This window comes from Nocardioides sp. Bht2, assembly GCF_047308515.1.
GTDB lineage: Bacteria > Actinomycetota > Actinomycetes > Propionibacteriales > Nocardioidaceae > Nocardioides.
Genome location: NZ_JBLBWI010000005.1, coordinates 136029 through 156163, shown reverse-complemented (window position 1 = coordinate 156163; position 20135 = coordinate 136029). Strand labels below are relative to the sequence as shown.

At 68.7% G+C, this 20135-nt stretch carries 20 protein-coding genes and 1 pseudogene; 10 read left to right on the top strand and 11 right to left on the bottom strand.

Going from position 1 to position 20135, the window contains the following annotated elements:
* Positions 1-35 precede the first annotated feature (35 nt).
* Together ftsX and ftsE are read right to left on the bottom strand one after the other, a co-directional pair.
* Positions 36-935 (bottom strand): permease-like cell division protein FtsX, encoded by a 900-nt coding sequence (ftsX, locus tag ACLM5J_RS09620; RefSeq protein WP_413656188.1) that lies wholly within the window; start codon positions 933-935, stop codon positions 36-38.
* A 7-nt stretch (positions 936-942) separates the two neighbouring features.
* A complete protein-coding gene (gene ftsE, locus ACLM5J_RS09615) occupies positions 943-1632 on the bottom strand; it encodes a cell division ATP-binding protein FtsE (protein ID WP_413656187.1) in 690 nt (229 codons plus the stop codon).
* Between the two features lie 75 nt (positions 1633-1707).
* On the opposite strand from ftsE, the gene ACLM5J_RS09610 reads away from it, so the two are divergent.
* Positions 1708-2337, top strand: coding sequence for a hypothetical protein (locus ACLM5J_RS09610; protein ID WP_413656186.1), 630 nt, complete (start codon positions 1708-1710; stop codon positions 2335-2337).
* Here ACLM5J_RS09610 and prfB read toward each other — a convergent pair.
* Entirely contained in the window at positions 2334-3449 is a 1116-nt protein-coding gene (gene prfB, locus ACLM5J_RS09605; protein ID WP_413656185.1) for a peptide chain release factor 2, read from the bottom strand. The genes ACLM5J_RS09610 and prfB overlap by 4 nt on opposite strands.
* 56 nt (positions 3450-3505) lie before the next feature.
* Positions 3506-4369, bottom strand: coding sequence for an oxygenase MpaB family protein (locus ACLM5J_RS09600; RefSeq protein ID WP_413656184.1), 864 nt, complete (start codon positions 4367-4369; stop codon positions 3506-3508).
* A 43-nt stretch (positions 4370-4412) separates the two neighbouring features.
* Here ACLM5J_RS09600 and ACLM5J_RS09595 point away from each other — a divergent pair, with 43 nt between their 5' ends.
* Together ACLM5J_RS09595 and ACLM5J_RS09590 are read left to right on the top strand one after the other, a co-directional pair.
* Positions 4413-5021 carry a TetR/AcrR family transcriptional regulator gene (locus ACLM5J_RS09595; RefSeq protein WP_413656183.1) on the top strand — a complete coding sequence of 203 codons (609 nt, stop codon included), beginning with the start codon at positions 4413-4415 and terminating at the stop codon, positions 5019-5021.
* 9 nt (positions 5022-5030) lie between these two features.
* Entirely contained in the window at positions 5031-6023 is a 993-nt protein-coding gene (locus tag ACLM5J_RS09590) for an FUSC family protein (RefSeq protein WP_413656182.1), read from the top strand.
* On the opposite strand, the gene ACLM5J_RS09585 is transcribed toward ACLM5J_RS09590, so the two are convergent.
* The 3 genes and pseudogenes from ACLM5J_RS09585 to ACLM5J_RS09575 all read right to left on the bottom strand — a co-directional run.
* Positions 6024-8834, bottom strand: coding sequence for a DUF2804 family protein (locus tag ACLM5J_RS09585; protein WP_413656181.1), 2811 nt, complete (start codon positions 8832-8834; stop codon positions 6024-6026). It abuts the gene before it with no gap.
* Positions 8831-8977, bottom strand: a complete 147-nt coding sequence (locus ACLM5J_RS09580; protein WP_413656180.1) for a DUF1059 domain-containing protein — start codon at positions 8975-8977, stop codon at positions 8831-8833. The genes ACLM5J_RS09585 and ACLM5J_RS09580 overlap by 4 nt, the downstream gene beginning before the upstream one ends.
* Positions 8978-9065: 88 nt before the next feature.
* Positions 9066-9578, bottom strand: a pseudogene (locus ACLM5J_RS09575) (ribonuclease H family protein); the annotation flags it as partial.
* Between the two features lie 56 nt (positions 9579-9634).
* On the opposite strand from ACLM5J_RS09575, the gene ACLM5J_RS09570 reads away from it, so the two are divergent.
* Entirely contained in the window at positions 9635-9955 is a 321-nt protein-coding gene (locus ACLM5J_RS09570) for a GNAT family N-acetyltransferase (protein WP_413656179.1), read from the top strand.
* 1 nt (position 9956) lies between these two features.
* Here ACLM5J_RS09570 and ACLM5J_RS09565 read toward each other — a convergent pair whose 3' ends face one another.
* Positions 9957-11264 (bottom strand): cytochrome P450, encoded by a 1308-nt coding sequence (locus tag ACLM5J_RS09565; RefSeq protein ID WP_413656178.1) that lies wholly within the window; start codon positions 11262-11264, stop codon positions 9957-9959.
* A gap of 142 nt (positions 11265-11406) precedes the next feature.
* Between ACLM5J_RS09565 and ACLM5J_RS09560 the strand changes: the two genes are divergently transcribed.
* From ACLM5J_RS09560 to ACLM5J_RS09550, 3 genes are read left to right on the top strand one after another with little or no spacing between them, the layout of a single operon-like run.
* Positions 11407-12138 carry a helix-turn-helix domain-containing protein gene (locus ACLM5J_RS09560; protein ID WP_413656177.1) on the top strand — a complete coding sequence of 244 codons (732 nt, stop codon included), beginning with the start codon at positions 11407-11409 and terminating at the stop codon, positions 12136-12138.
* Between the two features lie 22 nt (positions 12139-12160).
* Positions 12161-12928, top strand: a complete 768-nt coding sequence (locus ACLM5J_RS09555) for a hypothetical protein (RefSeq protein ID WP_413656176.1) — start codon at positions 12161-12163, stop codon at positions 12926-12928.
* Between the two features lie 10 nt (positions 12929-12938).
* On the top strand, positions 12939-13562 hold the full coding sequence (locus ACLM5J_RS09550) for a PaaI family thioesterase (protein ID WP_413656175.1): 624 nt from the start codon (positions 12939-12941) through the stop codon (positions 13560-13562).
* A 3-nt stretch (positions 13563-13565) separates the two neighbouring features.
* On the opposite strand, the gene ACLM5J_RS09545 is transcribed toward ACLM5J_RS09550, so the two are convergent.
* Positions 13566-14612 carry a MaoC family dehydratase gene (locus ACLM5J_RS09545; RefSeq protein ID WP_413656174.1) on the bottom strand — a complete coding sequence of 349 codons (1047 nt, stop codon included), beginning with the start codon at positions 14610-14612 and terminating at the stop codon, positions 13566-13568.
* 35 nt (positions 14613-14647) lie between these two features.
* Positions 14648-15571, bottom strand: coding sequence for a LysR family transcriptional regulator (locus ACLM5J_RS09540; protein WP_413656173.1), 924 nt, complete (start codon positions 15569-15571; stop codon positions 14648-14650).
* 75 nt (positions 15572-15646) lie between these two features.
* Between ACLM5J_RS09540 and ACLM5J_RS09535 the strand changes: the two genes are divergently transcribed.
* From ACLM5J_RS09535 to ACLM5J_RS09525, 3 genes are all read left to right on the top strand, one after another.
* Positions 15647-16984: an FAD-dependent oxidoreductase gene (locus ACLM5J_RS09535; RefSeq protein ID WP_413656172.1), complete on the top strand. Its 1338-nt coding sequence runs from the start codon at positions 15647-15649 to the stop codon at positions 16982-16984.
* A 24-nt stretch (positions 16985-17008) separates the two neighbouring features.
* On the top strand, positions 17009-17551 hold the full coding sequence (locus ACLM5J_RS09530) for a hypothetical protein (RefSeq protein WP_413656171.1): 543 nt from the start codon (positions 17009-17011) through the stop codon (positions 17549-17551).
* Positions 17552-17637: 86 nt separating this feature from the next.
* A complete protein-coding gene (locus ACLM5J_RS09525) occupies positions 17638-18963 on the top strand; it encodes an anaerobic C4-dicarboxylate transporter (protein WP_413656249.1) in 1326 nt (441 codons plus the stop codon).
* 60 nt (positions 18964-19023) lie between these two features.
* Here the strand turns inward: ACLM5J_RS09525 and ACLM5J_RS09520 are convergent, their stop codons facing one another.
* Complete coding sequence (locus tag ACLM5J_RS09520; RefSeq protein WP_413656170.1) at positions 19024-20133, bottom strand: N-formylglutamate amidohydrolase; 1110 nt, start codon at positions 20131-20133, stop codon at positions 19024-19026.
* Positions 20134-20135: the final 2 nt, after the last annotated feature.

Here is a 20135-nt window from a genome sequence, read left to right as displayed (position 1 = left end):
GGGGAAGTGAACGATTCGAGGCTAGACGACCGAACTCAGACTTTGAGGTATTTGCGGGTCAGTACGAGTGTCGGGATCACCGTCAGCGCAGGACCGAGGATCGCGATCCAGGCGATCGCCGAACCCAGGTCGCCGGCGTCCACCCACGGCATGAACCGGAGCCGCTCGGCGACCCGCTCGTGGATACCGAACCACCAGAACGCGCCCAGTGCACCGGCCGCCAGCGCGACGCCGGCCAGCGCCGTCACCAACGCTTCCAGAAGGAACGGCAACGAGATGTAGAGCCGCGAAGCACCCACCAACCGCATGATGCTGATCTCGCGACGACGGGCGAAGGCGGCCAGCCGGATCGTATTGGCGACCAGCAGCAGGGCTGCGAGGACCAGGAATCCGCCGATCGCGATGGAGCCGATCTTCAGGGTGTCGATGACGCCGTAGAGCGGGTCGAGGACCTCCTTGGCGGTGACGATGCCGAAGACGCCCGGCAGCGTCTGCACCGAGCTGATCAGCGTCTCGTGCTTGCGGGCGTCGGTGAGGGTCACCCAGATCGCGGAGTGCATCGCGTTCGGCGAGGAGACCCGGAAGGCGTCACCCAGCACCTCGCGCGCGTTGTCGAACGCCTCCTGCTGGGTCTCTTCCTCCCAGCTGTCGGTGACCGGGCTCGCCTCGATCGCTTCGAGGATGTTGGTCCGCTCGGCGTCCGAGACCGGGCCGGCACAGCCGTTGCCCTCGTTGAGCGCCCCGTTGCACATCAGCACCTTGACGGTGAGCTGAGTACCGAAGTACTGCTCGGCCTTGTCGGTCTGGCTGTTGAGCAACAGTCCCAGTCCGACGAGGGTCAGCGAGACGAAGAGGGTGAGGACCACCGCGACGTGCATCGTCAGATTGCGACGCAGGCCCTGGCCGAGTTCAGTGAAGACGTAACGAAGCTGCATGGGGTACTCAGTTCTGGTTTCCGTAGATGCCGCTGGCCTCGTCGCGCACCACGCGACCGTGCTCCAGCTCGATGACTCGCTTGCGCATCTCGTTGACGATGCCGGCGTCGTGGGTAGCCATCACCACGGTGGTGCCGGTCCGATTGATCCGGTCGAGCAGCTTCATGATCTCCGCGGACGACGTCGGGTCGAGGTTTCCGGTCGGTTCGTCCGCGATCAGGATCATCGGTTTGTTCACGAAGGCACGGGCGATCGCCACCCGCTGCTGCTCACCACCGGAGAGCTCGTCCGGCAGCCGGTCCCCCTTGTCGCCCAGACCGACCAGCTCCAGTGCCTCCGGCACGGCGGTCCTGATGTGGGAGCGGGACTTGCCGATCACCTGCAGTGCGAAGCCGACGTTCTCGGCGACGGTCTTGTTCTGCAGCAGCCGGAAGTCCTGGAAGACGGTACCGATCTGTCGGCGCAGCCGGGGCACCTTCCAGGAGGCGAGCCGGTTGATCTCCTTGCCGGCCACGTGGACCTTGCCGGAGGTGGCCCGGTACTCACGCAGGATGAGCCGCAGGAAGGTCGACTTACCAGAACCTGACTGGCCGACGAGGAAGACGAATTCGCCCTTCTCGATGTCGACACTCACCTGATCGAGCGCAGTGTGGGACTGGCCCGGATAGGTCTTGACAACCTTTTCGAAGCGGATCACTGGATCGAGTTTAGGCCAGTCGCCAACTCGGGCCGGTCAATGCGCCACTCCGGGCGTGGTGCGTACGCTGACCCCGTGCCCCGCCGTACCCCGCCCACGCTCCGCGCACTTCCCGTCGCCGCCCTGCTGCTGTTCACCGTCGGCTGCTCCGGCGGGGACGACAAGGGTGAGACCGAGGCGCCGCTGCCGACGTTGAGGGAGGTGCTCGCCACCGATCCCGCGGTCAACCCGACCTCGTTCTGCGACCGGATCGATGAGCGGGTCTTCGCCACGACGATCGGCGAGGTCGCCGGGAGCACCAGCTACGGCAACGGCGAGCGCGCCACCGTCGCCCCCGGCGTCGAAGACGTCGCCCACGAGGTCGACTGCACGTTCACCGGCGCCGAGGGCATCGTGGCTCGGGCCTGGGTCTTCGTACCACCGGTGACGCCCGAGCGCGCCAAGAAGCTGGTGACGTCCGCGAGCGGCACGAGGGGTTGCAAGACGACGCCGGGCCGAGAGTTCGGCACCCCGGGCCTGCATACGCTCTGCGCCGACGGCAACGCTGTCACCGCTACCTTGCAGGGCCTCTTCACCGACACCTGGTTCAGTTGCTCGCTGAGCGTGCCCGACCTCGAGGCAACACGGCTCGACTCGACCGATGTCACGGTGCGGGCCGACGCCTGGTGCGCGGCGGCGCTGAGCGCCGCCTCAGCCACCTCTTAGGCGTCAGCCTTCTCCGCGCCGCGGCGCCAGCGGATGCCGGCCTCGAGGAAGTCGTCGAGGTCGCCGTCGAAGACCGCCTGCGGGCTGCCGGACTCGTAGCCGGTACGCAGGTCCTTGACGACCTGGTACGGGTTGAGCACGTAGTTGCGCATCTGGTCGCCCCACGACGCCTGGACGTCGCCGCGCATCTCGTCGAGCTGCGCCTTCTCCTCAGCCTTCTTACGGGCGAGCAGCTTGGCCTTGAGGACCACCATCGCAGAGGCCTTGTTCTGGAGCTGGCTCTTCTCGTTCTGGCAGCTCACCACGGTGCCGGTCGGGATGTGGGTCAGTCGCACCGCCGAGTCGGTGGTGTTGACCGACTGGCCGCCGGGGCCACCGGAACGGTAGACGTCGACGCGGATGTCGTTCTCGTCGATGTCGATCTCGTCGGTCTGCTCCAGTACCGGGACCACCTCGACGGCGGCGAACGAGGTCTGGCGTCGTCCCTGGTTGTCGAAGGGGCTGATCCGGACCAGGCGGTGGGTACCGGCCTCGACCGAGAGGTTGCCGTAGGCGTAGGGCGCCTTGATCGCGAAGGTCGTGGACTTGATCCCGGCCTCTTCGGCGTAGGAGGTTTCGAAGATCTCCACCGGGTAACCGTGCTGCTCGGCCCATCGCACGTACATCCGCTGCAGGGTCTGCGCGAAGTCCGCGGCATCGACGCCACCGGCGCCGGCGCGGATGCTGACCAGCGCTTCGCGGGCGTCGTACTCGCCGTTGAGCAGGGTCCGGATCTCGAGGGACTCGACGGACTTCTGGACCCGACCGAGCTCGGCCTCCGCGTCGGCGAGCGACTCCTCGTCACCCTCCTCGGTGGCCAGTTCGACCAGCACGCCGAGGTCCTCGATCCGGTCCTCCAGGCTGGTGAACCTCTCGAGTTCGCCGTTCAGCGTGGAGAGCCGCCCGGTGACGCGCTGCGCGTTCTCCTGGTTGTCCCACAGGTCGGGTGCAGCAACCTGCTCCGAGAGGTCGGCGATCTCAGTACGCATCGAGTCGAGGTCGAGGACCTGACCGATCGTCTTCATCGTTGCCTGGAGCTGCTTGATCTCTGCATCGAAGTCACGGACTGCCACAAGGCGCAAGGTTACGCCACCGGACCATCAAGGCTGCCTTCGGCGCAAGGCCGCGCTCAGCGCGAGGCCGGACAGCCGCGGGGGAAGGTGCCCAGCTCCTCGATCCGATAGCCGTTCGGGTAGCTGCGGATCTGCGGCTGGTCGACGATCCGCTTCAGCCCACGGCGAGCGGGGAAGAGGCGGAGCAGGCGACCACGGACCTTGAGCCCGCCGCGGCTCAACGCCACGGCGGCGGCAGGGGGCCGGCGGTAGCCGAAGGCGTCGAGCAGCGGCTCGTCCATCAAGGACCGGCTGAAGATCTCCACCAGGCGCCGCACCGGCCGCGGATAGAACGTCAGCATCAGCGCGAGGGTGCCGTCCGCGACCCGGCGCGAGGGTGCGGTGAAGGCGAAGTGCTCGGCCTCGTAGGCGTCCATGAAGTCGGCGAACGCCTGGTAGGTCTCGGGAATCTCCTTGAGCCCCATGTGCCGACCGAGCTCTCGGTAGTAGTTGGCCGAGGCGACCACCTCGTTGGCCGTCAACGGGCGCTTGCCGTAGTCGTCGAGCCAGCGCTTGGGCACCACCACGAAGGTGGCCAGGACGTAGATCATCTCGTGGTTGGGGATGTCGTAGCTGTGGTGCATCTGGTTGATCCGGCGGATCGCGGCCCTGGCCTCGGGGTGCTCGAACCCGTGTACGCCGGGCGGCTCCAGCAGCAGCGCAGTGTCGTCGTACCGCTTCTGGGCGTTCACCTCGAACTGCCGGGTCTCGTCGAGCAGGCCGCCGATGCCGGGGACGGCGTAGGTCCGGAACAGCGCGAAGCTGAGCGACTGCACGACGTCCCAGGGGAACTCGCGGTAGGCCACGTTGCGGTAGATCTCGACATAGTCGACCGCGGCGTCGAGGCGGTCGTTCTCGCGGCGCCAGTGATCTCGCTTCATGGTTCGAGATTAGAGTACGCGCTCTAGTCTGTACAGTGTTTCCGTGCGAACTCCCCAGCAGAACCGCAGCACCACCTCGACCGACCGGATGGTCCAGGTAACCCTCGATCTGCTCGCCGACGGCGGCCTGAGCGCGGTCACGATCGCCGCCGTCGCCGAGGCCGCACAGAGCTCCAACGGCTCGCTCTACCACCGCTTCGGCGACCGCCACGGACTCCTGCTCGCCGCCCAGGCCCGCGCCTACGAGCAGATCACCGCCGAGACCACCAGCGCCTTCGACGCCGCCGAAGCCGCCATCGCCTCCGCGAAGAGCCCCGCCGACGTCGCCAGCCAACTGGCCCGCGCCGCCTTCGACACCTTCACCCGGCATCGCGGCGCGTCGCGCGCGTTCCTGATCGAGAGCCGCGACGACGCCGACCACGCCGCGGCCACCGAACGGTTCCTGCACGCGCTGGCCGAACTGGTCACCGACTGGCTGCGCCGCAATCTGGGCGCCACCCCGACCGGAGCCCAGGCCGCTTGGCGGCTCCTCTTCGCTCTCGGGGTCAGCCAAGCCCTGCTCGATGACACCCAGGTCTCGGCACATCCGCTGGCAGCCGACCAACTCGCCACCACCACCGGCCGCGCGATCCTGGCGGTGCTCGCGGAGTAAGGTCGTCGGGTGCCCGCAGGACCCGGTTTCTTCCAGCTACGCGACACCCCGGGAGCCCATCGGGTCGCCCTCCGCGCCGGCTTCAGCGTGGCGGTGCCGCTCCTACTCTGTATCGCTCTCGGGCACCCCGAATGGACGCTCTACGCCGCGTTCGGCGCCTTCACCTCGCTCTACGGGCGCAACCACATCCACCTGCCCCGCGCCGTCATGCAGGCCAGCGCCGGAGCCGCGCTCACGCTGACCGTGGTCGCCGGCGCCACCGTCGCGAGAGCCGGCACCACCGACCTGAGCCTGCTGCTCGGCTGCCTGATCGTGGTGGTGCTCGGCCAACTGGTCGCCGAACGTCAGGACTGGCACCCGCCCGGCCCGATCTTCCTCACCTTCGCCTTCGGTGCCGTCGCCTCCGCTCCCCCACTCCACGACAGCCTCTGGGTGCCGGCCGCCGTCGCCGGTTCGACCGCACTCTTCGGCGTGATCGTCGGCAACGCGGGCGCAGTGGTGCGCCGCCAGCGCGGCGACGCCTCACCCAGCCCACGTCCCGTCAGCGGACACGCGATCCGGCTGGCGATCGGTGTCCTGATCGCCGGTACTGCCGCTCTCGCCTCCGGGCTCGGGCATCCCTACTGGGCGATCGTGGCGGTGGTCGCCGCCCTGGCCGGCGCCGACCACGCGTCCCGCTCGATGCGCGCCTGGCACCGGGTCCTGGGCACCCTGGCCGGCCTGATCCCGGCCGCCATCCTGCTGAGCCTCTCGCTCGGGCCGGTCCGCACCGTTCTCGTCGTGGTGGTGCTCCAGGTACTCACCGAGTTGGTCGTCGGGCGCAACTACGCGCTCGCCCTGCTCTGCATCACGCCGATGGCGTTGCTGATGGGCCAACTCGGCGCGCATCGCCCGGTCGGCGACCTGCTGTTGGACCGTGGTGCCGAGACCGCGATCGGTGGCGCCGTCGCGCTGGCGATGATCGTCGTCGAACGCCGCTGGCGACCACAGCCCAGCAGCTGATCACCAGCGCTGGTGGACGTCCTCGGCCCAACCGAAGAGATCGGCGAAGACCACCCAGGAACCTCCGCCGAGGTGGATGTGCCCGGACCATGTGCCGAAGCATTGGTGCGTGCGCGACGAGAGCACCTTGAAGTCGGTGACGCTCACCTTGTCGTACTCGGGCGTGAAGGTCAGGTCGACGTCGTGGCCGTGCACCCGCCACGGCGCCAGCCAGTCCTGGGTGTCGTAGGTCCACACCAGTTCATCGCTGATCTTGTGCAGGCGTCCGTCCACGAGTAGCGAGTTCTCCACCGAGCCGGTTCCGTCGGTCCACCTGCCGCCGACCTGGATCCCGACGCGCCGGCCGTGGCTGAGCCCAGACCCCGCACCCCAGTTCCAGTGCATCGCGTGCGGCCACCGTCCACGCCCGTGGTCCAGGGTCGCCCAGGACTCCCCCGCCAGGAGCCGGTGTTCGACGCCGTCGATCCACAGCGAGCCGACGGCGGGACGTGCCACATCTTTGACGGTGTACTGGAAGAGCCGTTCGGTCCACGGCACCACGACCCCCAACGACTCATGCCCGACCGGGCGCTGAGCCACCACCTCGACCCGCACCCGATCGGCGGTGACCCGCAGCGCGGTGCCGCCGTCGATCTCCTCGATCTCGATGTTCAACTTCTTCGAACGCAGCCGCGCCACGCCTTCACCCAGAGTTCCCGGCAGTTCGACGCCCGACCCGAACGGGGTGATCACGTCGACGGCGATCGGCGTCCGGGTAGCCCGGTCGAGCACCCAGAGCCCACTGACCCCGGCGTAGTCGATATCGGAGAGCACCACTGCCACCACGTGCGTCGGGGTGGTGATCGCCCAGTACTCCCAGCGCTTGTTCCGCCCCTTACCGGTTGTTCCGGCACCGATTCCGTCGGTACGCACCATCGGGGTCCGGCACCAACCGATCGCCGCGGGGTTGAGGTGGCCATCGGGCAGGGTCAGTGAGACCGGCGCAACCAGCTCCCGCTCGGCGACAGTGACCGGCGCCGGGACCCGCCCCACGGCACGGTCGAACTCGCTGCGTAGGCCCGCATTTGAGGCACGGATCGCCGCTGCGTCGACCTTCACCACCCTTCGGTCGTAGGTGATCAGGCCGTTGCTCTCCGACTCGACGTCGCTGAGCTGCGTGTAGACGAACCCAGCCAACCCATCGGCGATCGCCGGGCGGACCTGGCGCTGCTGCAGGTCACGGAAGGCCCGCTCGAACTGGTCGCGGGCAGCGATCCGGCGGTAGCCGCACTCGGCCTCACTCCAGCAGTGGCCGGCCACCCGATGCGAGTAGCCGCCGTACTCGCTGAGCACCGCCACCCGATCGTCGGCGGCGTCGGTGGCGCTGAGCTTGTACGGCTTGAAGTAGACGTGTCGACTCGCCATGTCGCCAGCGCCCTGGTCGTGCCAACCGGAGGTGGCGTCGATCGGCCGGGTGGGGTCCAGCGCCCGGATCTGCTCGGTGACGGCGGCCGCATCGAACTGGCCCCAGCCCTCGTTGAACGGCACCCAGGCGACGACGCTCGGCGTGCTCCGGAGCAGTTCGACGGTTCGGTCCACTTCGGCTCGGAACTCGGCCCGGCCGGCGGCGTCCTGACGACCGAAGAGCCGATGGCGCCGGTCGTCGATCCGGATCGGGGCCAGGACCGGCGTGGTGACGATGGCGTGCTGGTAGCTGCGCCCGCCGTTGACCATGTCCTGCCAGACCAGCATCCCGAGCCGGTCGCAGTGGTAGTACCAGCGCAGCGGCTCGACCTTGATGTGCTTGCGCAGCAAGGTGAAACCCAGGTCCTTGGCCGTCTGGATGTCGAAGACCAGGGCGTCGTCGTGCGGCGCCGTGAGCAGACCGTCGGGCCAGTAACCCTGGTCGAGCAGGCCTGCGTGCAGGATCGGCTCGCCGTTCAGGGTGAACCGGGTCCGGCCCTGCGGATCGCGAGCGGTGCCGACGGTACGGATCGCGGCGTACGAAGCCACCCGGTCCTCGCCGGCGACCACCTCCACGTCGTAGAGGTGCGGGTCGTCGGGAGACCAGGGCCGAGCGTTGGCGATCTCCAACGTGATCGGCTCCCCCGCACGCCCGGAACCGGAGGCGACGACGTCATGGCCGTCGCGAACCTTGACGATCGCCTCTCCGGCATCGCCCGAGGTCTGGACCGTGAAGGTCAACCGCCCCCGCCAAGCACCCGGTCGGCCGTCGAGTCCGGCGGTGTGGTCGAGCTTGGTGATCCACCGGGTCGGCACGCGTTCGAGCCAGACCGTCTGCCAGATTCCCGACTGCGGCGAGTACCAGATCCCGCCGCTCTTCAGCTTCTGCTTACCCCGGGCGTGCCAGGAGGTGTCGGTGACGTCGCGGACCCGGACCACGACCTCGTGGTCGACGACGTTGCGCAGCGCGTCGGTGATGTCGAAGCTGAACGGCAGGTACCCACCCAGATGGGTCCCGACCGAGGTCCCGTCGACCCAGACCTCACACCGCTGATCGACGGCACCGAAGTGCAGCAGCAGCCGCCCCCGTCGCGCCATCGCCGAGCCCAGCCGAAGTGTGCGGCGGTACCAGAGCGCCTGGTCGGGCTGCAGGACGCGGCCGACGCCGGAGAGCGGTGCCTCGGGCGAGAACGGGACCACGATCTCGCCGTCGAACCGAGCAGGAGCTTCCTGCCGATCCGCCGGCGTGATCGCGTAATCCCAACGCCCGTTGAGGTTCAGCCAATCCTGACGGACCAACTGGGGACGAGGGTGCTCGGGCAGCACCTGATCGGGGTCGAGCTCCTCGCCCCAGGGCGTGAAGATCACAGAGCCATGAAGAGGATCTGCTCGCGGGTGTACTCGTGGCTCGGGTGCGCCGCGCGCAGGTGCGCCTGCACGTTCTCCACCAGCTCGTCCTCGTCCTTGCCGGTCAGCAGTTCACCGCAGGGGCAGGTGAGTCGCGTCTTCATAGGTCCTCCCAGGGATCGATCCGCGGCGTCGCCGCAGCAGTGGCGTCAGTCTGCCAGCGTTTCAGCTGTCCAACATGGAAAACAGATCGGGCTCGTCCTCGGCCGGCTTCTGCTCGGCGTCGGGGTGCTCCACCGTCGCGCCGGCGAAACCGGGGCCGGGCTCGGGCGGGGTGCCGGAACGCCAGGAGACCGCGGCGGCGTTGGCCAGCGAGTCCGCGGCTTCGTTGAGCGGGTGACCGGCGTGCCCCTTGACCCACTCGAAGCGGACGGTGCGGCCCTGCATCGCAGCGTCGATCGCCTTCATCAGCTCGACGTTGAGGACGGGCTTCTTGTCCTTCTTGCGCCAGCCGTTGGCCTTCCAGCCCTTCATCCACTTCGTCACCGAGTTGATCACGTACTGGCTGTCGCAGAAGACGTGCAGGTCGTCGTCGATGTGGGCGGTCTGTTGCAGCAGGTCGAGGACGGCCATCAGCTCGCCCATGTTGTTGGTGCCGTGGGCCCAGCCGCCGGCAGCCCAACAGGAGTCGTCGACGTACCAGGCCCACCCGGCCGGTCCAGGGTTTCCGAGGGCGGAACCGTCTGCTGCAGCAATGATCGTCACCGGGCCATCATCCCACTGACACCAGCGCCGCCCTACCCGGCGCTAACCTGACCCCCATGAGCACACAACCTGAAGTCACTGTGGTCGACGCCGCCGACAAGGGACGCTTCGAAGTCCATGTGGATGGCGCTCTGGCCGGGTTCACCGAGTACGTCGACCGACCGGACGCGCGGGTCTTCCCGCATACCGAGGTGGATGAGGCGTACGCCGGCCAGGGCCTGGCCAAGCGAGTGATCCGCGACGGCCTCGACGCGACCCGGGCCGCCGGCAAGCTGGTGCTCCCGGTCTGCCCCGCGGTCCGTGGCTTCATCGCCAAGAACCCGGAGTACGTGGACCTGGTCCCCGAGGACCGACGGGCCGAGTTCGGCCTGGCCTGAGTCAGCCCATTCGCGCCGGAAGCACCTCGAACCCACGCAGGATCCGGGTGCTGCGCCGGTGCGCACCAGGCAGCAGGGTGAGGTCGGGGTACCGCTCGAAGATCGAGCGCAGCCCGACCTCACCCTCCATCCGGGCCAACATGGCGCCCAAGCAGTGGTGCCGCCCGGCAGAGAACGAGAGGTGTTCGCGCGCATTCTCGCGGGCGACGTCGAAGCGGGCCGGGTCGGTGAAGACCGCCGGGTCACGGTTGGCACCCGCCAACAGCGTGGTCACCAGGTCCCCCGCCCGAATCCGCTGACCACCGATCTCCGTCTCGCGGATGCAGGCGCGGCCGGTGAGCAGCACCGGCGGGTCGAGGCGGAGCACCTCCTCGACCGTGTTCGACCACAACGAGGGGTCGTCGCGCAGGACCGCAAGCTGGTCAGGGTTGTCGTGCAGCAACGCGATCCCGTTGCTGAGCAGGTTCACGGTGGTCTCGAACCCGGCGGCCAGCACCAGCCCCGCGGTGGAGCGGAGCTCGGTCTCATTGAGCCCACCGTCCTGGTCGCGGACGGCGACCAAGTCGCTGAGCAGGTTGTCGCCGGGGTGACGACGCAGATACTCCAGGTGCTCGCCGAGCCAGCCGTCGAAGTCGGCGAGGGCACGGTCGACGGTCCGGTACTGACTCCAGGGCAGACCCAGGTCGAGACTCGGCGCGGCTGCCGCGCCGAACTCCAACACCCGCTGCTGCTGGCTGTCCGGGACGCCGAGGATCTGCGCGATCACGGTGACCGGAAGACGCGCACAGTAGGCCTCGACCAGGTCGACGTGGTCGCGGCCCTTCAACTCGTCGAGCAGTTCGTCGGCGATCGCTTGGGTGCGTGAGCGCAACGCTTCGACCTTGCGCATGGTGAAGACCTTCATCACCAGCTTGCGATAGCGGGTGTGGTCCGGCGGCTCGGTGACCAGCAGCGACGGCGCTTCGACCGGGTGGACGGTGCGAGGCGCGGTGGCGTCGGCGATCCTGCCCAGGGCTCCGGTCCGCCCGGGGATCCCGGTGCGGAAGTCGTTGCTGGTCAGCACCTCGCGGACCAGCGCGTGGTCGGCGGTGAGCCGCGAGAAGCTGGAACTGTTCATCGGCCCCTGCGCGCGGATCTCCTCGATGATGCCGAAAACCGGATCGTCCACGCCCCGCTTGGCGTCGTGGCTGGAGGCGATCAGGTTGGCCTGGATGTCGCCGCGTCGGGCCGCCGCGCGCAGAACCGCACGCGGTACGCCGTGGGCGATTCCCCAGTGGATGAACGAACGAGCCTGTGCGATGACGGTCACATCGGCCACGGTAGCGAGTAATTGACAATCGTTCAACAGCCTTCGGGAAACCCTGGTCCGCTCCTATCCATTGCCTGTTCCCTATTGGTCCTTATAGATTTGTCGCAACCACTGAGTCCGTCGCCCGAGGGAGGAGCGCCCGATGTCCAGCCCACGCCACAGCGTCGCCGAAGCCGCGAAGCTTCTCGGCGTCCATCCCCAGCGCATTCACCAGCGCATTCGTGGCGGCTCGCTCCGCGCCGAGAAGATCGGTCATCAATGGGTCATCGAAAGCTATGAACTGCGTCGACTACGTAGTTACCCGCCAGCCGGTCGGCCGCTCTCCCCACGATCGGCGTGGGCGATTCTTGCCGTCTCTTCCGACGACGCCGAGGCAGTCGCAGCGCTCAGCGCCCCCGAACGTTCACGGGCTCGTGCCCGTCTTCGTGCTCTGCTCGCACAGGGTGCAGCAGTCTCCGCTCCAGACGACCTCGCTCGAGCTGCGTCCGCGCTGCGCCACGCCCTGGGCAAGCGCGCCTCGCGCCATCTCCTCGTCGCCGCTCCGCCCGACCTCCCCGACCTCCGCAACGAGGCACGCATCCACCTCGCGGGGGTCTCGCGCTCCGCGTCGAACCTCTCTGCAGCCGACCTCGTCGAGGGCTATGTCGAGTCAGCAGACCTGAGCGCCTTGGAGAGTGCCTACCTCCTCTCACCGGGTTCACCTGAACGCACCAACGTGATCCTCCACATCGTTGCCGACCGCTCACCCTCCGAGATCGCACGGATCTCACGATCCCCACTCGGGCTCGCCGCCGATCTCGCGGAGCACGACGGTGTGCGTGAGCATCGCGAAGCCGTCCGCTTGCTCACTGAGCTATGTGGCCGACAACGGTGAATGCGTCCGCAAGGAGCGAACAGTGACGGAACCCATCGTCCTGCCCCCACTCTCACCTGGCCAGCAACAGTCGTGGCACGCGCTGATGGATCTCCACGAGTACATCGACTCCGACTGGACGCTGATCGGCGGGCAACTCGTTCACCTCCACTGCGCCGAGCGCAACGTGTCACCGTCCCGCCCAACGGACGATGCCGATACGGTCGTCAACATCAGGACGAACCCCGGCATGCTCGCCACCTTCACCGGCGCGCTCCGCGTGATGGCCTTCCAGCCCGACATCACAGGGGACGGGCTGCAGCACCGCTGGCGCCGCGAGCTGGCCCAGATCGACGTCCTGATTCCCGAAGGCATCGGCGAGCGGGCAGCCGCCCGACTCGGTGTCGGCGGCGCTCCGACGCTCTCTGCCCCGGGCACGTCCCAAGCCCTGAGCCGGACAGAGAGGGTCGCGGTGACCACAGGGGGCCGGACCGGACATGTCCTCCGCCCGACCCTGTTCGCCGCACTGGTCGGAAAGGCGGCAGCCCGCACGGAGATCGTCCGAGACCCGGCCCAGACCCGTCACTGCATCGACTTCGTCGTTCTGGCCAGCCTCGTCGCGGCACGCGATCTCCGTAGCGTCGGTCTGGAGAAGAAGGACCGCTTGCGGCTCCGGAAGATGCTCGCGTGTTGCCGTTCCGATGCCGCTGCCATGGAGGTCGCCGACGCCGGCGAAGCGCTCGCCCGGCTGGAGCGCGCGATCGAACTCCAACTCGAGCCGTCGTCCGGGGCGAACAACCCCACTCCATAGACTCCTCGACGTGAAGCACGACCTCTTCTCCCCCGACCCGACTCCGAGTGCCGAGATCGATCGGATCGAGGCGGCCTACGGGCCGCTCACCGGTGCGATCCGCGAGCTGATCGACGCGACGATCCGGTCCACGATCAGCGACGAGGCGACCCTGGCGGACGCCGCCGCCCAGATCGCGGCGATCACGGAGAAGCTGCGCAGCGAGCAGGTACCGGTCTCCGCCGGTGTCCACTTCAACACCGAGGGCCGGGTCTGGAACTGGGGAAACGCGGTGATCGGACATCGCAACGCCATCGCTCCGCCGGTGCGCAGCGAGCACCGGGAGGACGGCGTCCATGCCCAGGTCACCCTCGGCGCCGCCTACGAAGGTCCGCCGGGACTGGTCCACGGCGGCGTCTCGGCGCTCCTGCTCGACCAGGTGATGGGTCAGGCAGCCGCCGACCGTCGCCGGGTCCTGATGACCGGCACGCTCAGCCTGCGCTACCGCCGCGGCACCCCGCTCGGCGAACTGCGGTTGCACGCCTGGACCGCCTCCGAGTCGGGCCGCAAGGTCACGATCAAGGGTGCGATCTATGACGCCGAAGGCGTCACCGTCGAGGCCGAGGGGCTCTTCATCGAGCCCCGCCTCGACTGACCACTAGCGCGGAATGAAGACCCAGTAGTCGAGGTCGAGCAGCACGCCCTCGGCGTACTTGCCGTCCTCGCCACGCAGGGTCATCGACTCGTCGCGACCCCGGGTCGCGACCAGACGCAGCCGCAGGGCACCGACGCCGGGAGCGGTGGTCTCGGCCTTCTCCAGCACCTCCGACCAGGCGTAGACCGTGTCGCCGGCGAACGCGGGCGAGGTGTGCGCCCCGGCGTTGATCGCTGCGATCAGCTGGGCGTTCGCCAAGCCGTTGAAGGAGAGGGCCCGAGCCATCGAGATGATGTGGCCGCCGTAGACCAGGCGGCGCCCGTCGGGGCGCGCCTCGGTGTTGAAGTGCACCTTGGCGGTGTTCTGCCACAGCCGGGTGGCCATCATGTGCTCGGGGTCGGTCAGCGTTACCCCGTCGACGTGGTCGATCTTCTCGCCCACCGTGTAGTCGTCGAACCGGTGCGGCTCACCGGCTGCCGCGAAGTCGTAGTCGGTGAAGTCCAGACCCTTCGGCACGACCAGGTCGGTGACCGCCAGGGCCGGAGCCAACTGCGGGAGCACCGTCTCGGGGGCCGGCGCGTCGACGTCGCGCTTGTGCACCATCACCCAGCGGGCCCACTCCAGGGCGACCTCGCCACGCTGGTTGGTCGCCGTCGAGCGGACGTAGACGACGCCCGACTTGCCGTTGGAGTTCTGCTTGAGGCCGATCACCTCGGAGCGGGTGGCTAGGGTGTCACCGGGCACGATCGGCTCGTGGAAGCGGAGCTCGGCGTAGCCGAGGTTGGCGACGGCGTTGAGCGAGACGTCCGGAACTGTCTTACCGAAGGCGATGTGGAAGGCGATGAGCTCCTCGACCGGAGCCGGACGGAGACCGACGGAGGCAGCGAACTCGGCCGAGGACGGCAGCGCGAAGCGGGTCGGGTAGAGCGCGCCGTACAGCGCACGGTCACCCTCGGTGACGGTCCGCGGCGTGGCGTGCTCGATCACCTGGCCGAGGGCGAAGTCCTCGAAGAAGTTCCCGGGGTTCGTCTTGCTCGTGGCGCTGCTCATGGTCCGACATTGTGCCCGACGCCACGTTGTCCCACTCAGCGGGCCTGACGGACCGCCAGCGCCACCAGGTCCCGGGCCGGCCCTTCGGGCGGGTGCGGACCGTCGCGCCAGACCGCGTGCAGGACCCGGGTCAGGTCGAGGTCCGGAACGTCGATCGCGACCAGCCGCCCGGTGGCGAGATCGTCGCGCACCCCTTGCGCGCCGAGTGCGGCCGGCCCCGCCCCTGCTGCCACCGCCGAGCGGACCGCCGCAGTGCTGGAGAGTTCGAGGACCGGCGCCGGAGTCTCGTAGCCGGCGAGTGCTCGCTCGAGGACGGTGCGGGTTCCCGACCCGGCTTCGCGGACCACCAACGGCGTGGCAGCCAGGACGGCGGCGCTGACCCGGCGGCGGGCCCGCAACGCCCACGGATGTGCGGCACCCACCACCACGATCAACCGATCCGTGCCGACCTGACGGCGGCGCAGGCCGTAGGGGGCGTCGGGTCCTTCGACGAAGCCGAGTTCGACCTCACCGGCCTTGACCAGCGCGACCACCTTCTCGGTGTTGGTGGCGGTCATGGTGATCTCGGTCGGTTGCAGTCCACGTTGGGCCTGGAGCGACCGGAGTGCGACCAACCAGCCCGGCAGCATGTGTTCGGCGATGGTCAGGCTGGCGGCCACGTTGAGATGTGCCCGGCGGTCCACCCGGAGCGCGTCGATGCCGACGTCCAGCTCCTCGGCGGCCTCCACCACCCGGCCGGCCCACTGGGCGAGGAGCTCCCCGGTAGGGGTCAGTTCGGAGCCCCGCTTGCTGCGGGCGACCAACGGCTCCCCGATCAGCGCTTCCATGGTGCGCAGCCGCGAGGAGGCGGCCTGCTGGCTGATCCCGAGCTCGGCGGCGCTGGCTCCCAGGCTGCCGGTACGCGCGATCACCAGCAGCAGCTCCAAGGACCGGAGCTCGGGTACCCGCGTGCTCAACACCTCACAAGGATACCTTGTGAGGTGCCAATCCTGTTCTCGTTGTGAGCCGGCCCCGGTCTCCGCAGACTCGGTGTCATGACTCTTCGTGTGGCGATCGTGGGCGCTGGCCCTGCCGGAATCTACGCAGCCGACCAGCTGATCAAGTCCGGCACGGAGGTCTCCATCGACCTCTTCGAGCGGCTGCCCGCCCCCTACGGCCTGGTCCGCTACGGCGTCGCCCCCGACCACCCGCGGATCAAGGAGATCATCAAGGCCCTGCAGCGGGTGCTCGCCCAGCCGCAGGTGCGCTTCATCGGCAACGTCTCACTCGGCAGCGACATCAAGCTCGAGGAGCTCCGCGAGTTCTACGACGCCGTGGTGGTCTCCACCGGCGCGATGGCCGACCGCGAGCTCGGCATCCCGGGCGAGGACCTTCCCGGCAGCTACGGCGCCGCTGACTTCGTCTCCTGGTACGACGCCCACCCCGACGTCGAGCAGAGCTGGCCGTTGGACGCCAGGAGCGTCGCCGTGATCGGAGTCGGCAACGTCGCCCTCGACGTCGCCCGGATCTTGGCGAAGACCGGCGACGAGATGCTGGTGACCGACATCCCGCAGCACGTCTACGAAGGCCTGAAGGCGAAGACCACCACCGACGTCCACGTCTTCGCCCGGCGTGGTCCGGCGTATGCAAAGTTCTCGCCGCTCGAGCTCCGCGAGCTCAACCACTCCCCCAACGTCGAGGTGGTCGTCCACCCCGAGGGGTTCGACGTCGACGAGCACGGCATGGAACACATCGCCAAGCACAAGTCGCAGAAGATGGTGCTCAACACCCTCTCCAACTGGGTGGGCCGCGACCTGGAGGGCAAGCCGCACCGGATCCACCTGCACTTCGCCGAGGCGCCGACCGAGATCCTCGGTGACCACAACGGTGTGGTCGGGCTCCGTACCGAGCGCACCCAGGCCACCGGCGACGGCGGCGTGGAGGGCACCGGCGAGATCACCGACTGGGACGTCCAGGCGGTCTACCGCGCCGTGGGTTACCGCAGCACCGCGCTGCCCGGCATCCCGTTCGACGAGCGCGCAGCTGTCGTCCCCAACGACGGCGGGCGAGTGCTCGACCTGGCCGGCGAGCGGGTCGAGGGCCTCTACGTGACCGGCTGGATCAAGCGCGGCCCGGTCGGACTGATCGGCCACACCAAGAGCGACGCCGCCGAGACCGTCGGCCACCTGCTGGCCGAGACCACCCCCACCGCAACCGCCCGCAGCACCGACGACGTCGACCAGTGGCTCCGCGAGCGCAACATCGACGCCACCTCCTTCGACGCCTGGCAGCGCCTGGACGAGCACGAGGTCGCGCTCGGTGCCGCCGCGGGACGCGAACGGGTCAAGGTCGGCGAGCGAGCGGAGATGCTCCGGATCGGCGCAGCCGAGTAGCCGACTCCATGCCAAGCTGGGGCCGTGAACGTCGACGATCTGCTGCGCTCCTGGCCCGTTGAGGCCTTACGGCAGTTGGGCTCCCCGGCTTCGCGAGTGGAGGTCGCGCGTTGGGTCTGGACCCACCACGAGGCGACCCTGCGCTCGAGCGACGAGTTGCTCTACACCTGGCAACTGGAGCTGCGGGCGCGTACCGAATCGCTGATCGGTGAAGGCGTGATCCGCACCATCGGTGCGGATCACCTGGCCCTCACCGACCCGGCCGCGCGCGCCCGGCACCGGACCGGTTGGCTCATCGAGGAGATCGAGGCCACCGTCCGGGCCTATCTGCGTCTGCTGATCGCCGAGAACGGCGGCGCAGCGGCGAGCCGGCCCCAGGTGATCGCCGAGCTCCTCGACGCCACGGACCGCAGCGTCGACCAGCTGGAGCCCTTGCTGTGCAACGTCTCCGCCGTCGTCCAGGAACACGGGTTCCAGCCGCTCGCCCAGTACCGACCAAGGTCCAACGTTCCCCGAGGTGTACGTGACGCGGTGGCCGACGAGCTGACGCGCCTCGACCTGGGCTGAACCGACGGCGCGCCGATGATTCCGCCGGGGCCGGGAATCTGTTCTGATGGGCTCCTAACCCCACGCAAGGAGTCGCCTTGGACACCGTGATCGTGATCTTGGAACTGCTGGTGGTCCTGGGCGCGATCGTGCTCGGCACCCGATCGAGCGGTGTCGCACTCGGCCTGTGGGGTGGGGCCGGTGTCGCGGTCCTGGTCTTCGTCTTCGGCGAGGAGCCGGGCAGCCCACCGGTCGACGCCCTGCTGATCGTGCTGACGGTGGTGCTGGCCAGCTCGATGATGCAATTGGCCGGCGGCATCGACTGGCTGGTCACCGTGGCCGCCAAGATCATCGCCGCCCGACCTCGTCAGATCACCCTGATCGCGCCGCTGGTCTCGTTCCTCTTCTCGGTCGGCGCCGGCACCTCCAACATCCTGTACCCGCTGCTGCCGGTGATCTCCGATCTCTCCTACCGCAACGGGGTCCGGCCCTCACGCCCGCTCTCGCTCTCGGTGGTCGCGACCGGTATCGCCCTGGCCTGTAGCCCGGTCTCGGCGGCGATGGCCGCGATGGTGGCGTTGACCGAGGTCGCGCCCTACAACTTCGAGATGTTCGACATCATCAAGGTGACCCTGCCGGCCGCGATCATCGGCATCGTGCTGAGCTCGATGGTGGTCAATCGGCTCGGCAAGGAGATCGACGAGGACCCCGAGATCCAGGGGCGGATCGCCCGCGGCGAGCTGCTGGCACCGGGTGCTGCCGCCGCGAAGGAGCTGGAGGTCAAGGCGACCAGCAGTGGCCGCAATGCCGCGATCATCTTCCTGCTCGGGGTCGCCGCGATCGTGGTCTTCGGCCTCTTCAAGCAGATCCGACCCGAGGTCGACGGCAATCCGATGGGGATGACCTCACTGATCCAGATGATCATGTTCCTGACCGGCGCGGTGATCCTGCTGGTCTGCAACCCGAAGGTCGCCGCGATCCCCGAGCAGACCGTCTTCCGGGCGGGCATGGTCTCCGCGATCGCCCTCTTCGGTCTGGCCTGGATGACCAACACCTTCATCGCCGCCCACACCGAGGAGATCGTGGAGAGCATCGGCGACCTGGTCAGCAACGCGCCGTGGGTCTTCGCGCTGGGGGTCTTCGTGGTCTGCGTCCTCACCACCAGCCAATCGACGGCGACCCAGACCATCGTGCCGATCGGCCTCACCGCCGGCATCGCGCCCGGCCTGCTCTCCGGTATGTGGGCCGGCGCCTTCGCGGGCATCTATCTGCTGCCCACCAACGGCTCCCAGATCGCGGCCGCCAACTTCGACGAGTCCGGCAGCACCCAACTGGGCACCAAACTGATCGACCACTCGTTCGCGATCCCGACCATCGTGTTGGCCGTCACCTCGGTCGCCGCGGGTGCCCTGCTCGGCCTGGCTCTCGGCTGACCCTGTGCTCGCTGACTGACGTCGTGCTCGCTGACTGACGTCGTGCTCGCTGACTGACGTTCAGCGCACCAGTTCCCGGTAACGCGCCCAGGAGGCGGCGCACCGGTGAGCGAGGTCGTCGACGTGTGCCGCGTCCGGCTCGGGCCAGTCGGTGCCGGGCTGCGCGATATGCGCGGCGTTGGCGGCACCGAGCAGGAGCTCGCGCAAGAACTCCGCCTGGACGGCGTCGAAGCGGACCCCTGCCGCTCCGGCCTCCGACGCCAGCTCCCGGAACCGGGCACCGGAGGCGATGATCTCCTGGCTGCCCAGGTCCGGCTGGTTGAGGGCGACGTCGTCCGGGTCCGCGACGTCGAAGCCATCGCGATGGGCCTGGGCCAACAGCCTGATCCGCGCCGGGTCCATCGTGACGGCGGGGTCCTCGGCACGCGGGTCGCCGCTCGCCGTCCCCCGGTTGGAGAGCGCAACGACAGCGGGGAGCCGGTCCTGTGGTGCTCGCTCGACGTTGACCGCGCCCTGCCGGGTCGTGGTGTGGTTCATCGTGTCGTGGAAGGAGAGTGCGGTCAGCGAGCCCGACGGCGAACCGCCGGCCAGCGCCTGGCTGATCAGCCGTTCCTGCAACGCCTCCCGGGTCTGCTGGTAGACGTCGACACCCCGGGTTCCGGCGTCGACGAACGCCTCCACCAACTCCGCAACACCTGCTGCGTCGTCGGGGACCGCCAGCATCGGGAAGAAGGAGAAGGTGACCGGCCGGATCGCGTCCACCCCGGTCAGGTCGACCCGATGGAAGAGTCCTGCCTCTCGGACCCGGCGCAGCGCTTCGGTGAGCCGTTCGGCGAGGTCGTCGGGGCGCGCCCGGTTCGGGTCACGGACGAGGCGCGGATGCGGGTTCTCGACATAGATGATCGACGGATCGATCTCTGCCCAGCGCCGAACGATCGGTGCGGTCGAGCAGTCGGTGTAGTCGAACTGGAGCCGCCGGGTGAACTCCGGAACCAGGAACCGGCGCAGTTCGCCGGGGATGGCAGCACCCGAATGCGGACAGCTGACCAGCACCTCGGCGTCGGCCAACGCCTGCTCGAGAGTCCGCTCCCCGCGTCCGGCGAAGAAGGTGATCTCCTCGGCCGTGAAGGCCCGGCCCGGCTCCAGGAAGAGCGGCTCCACATCACTCATGG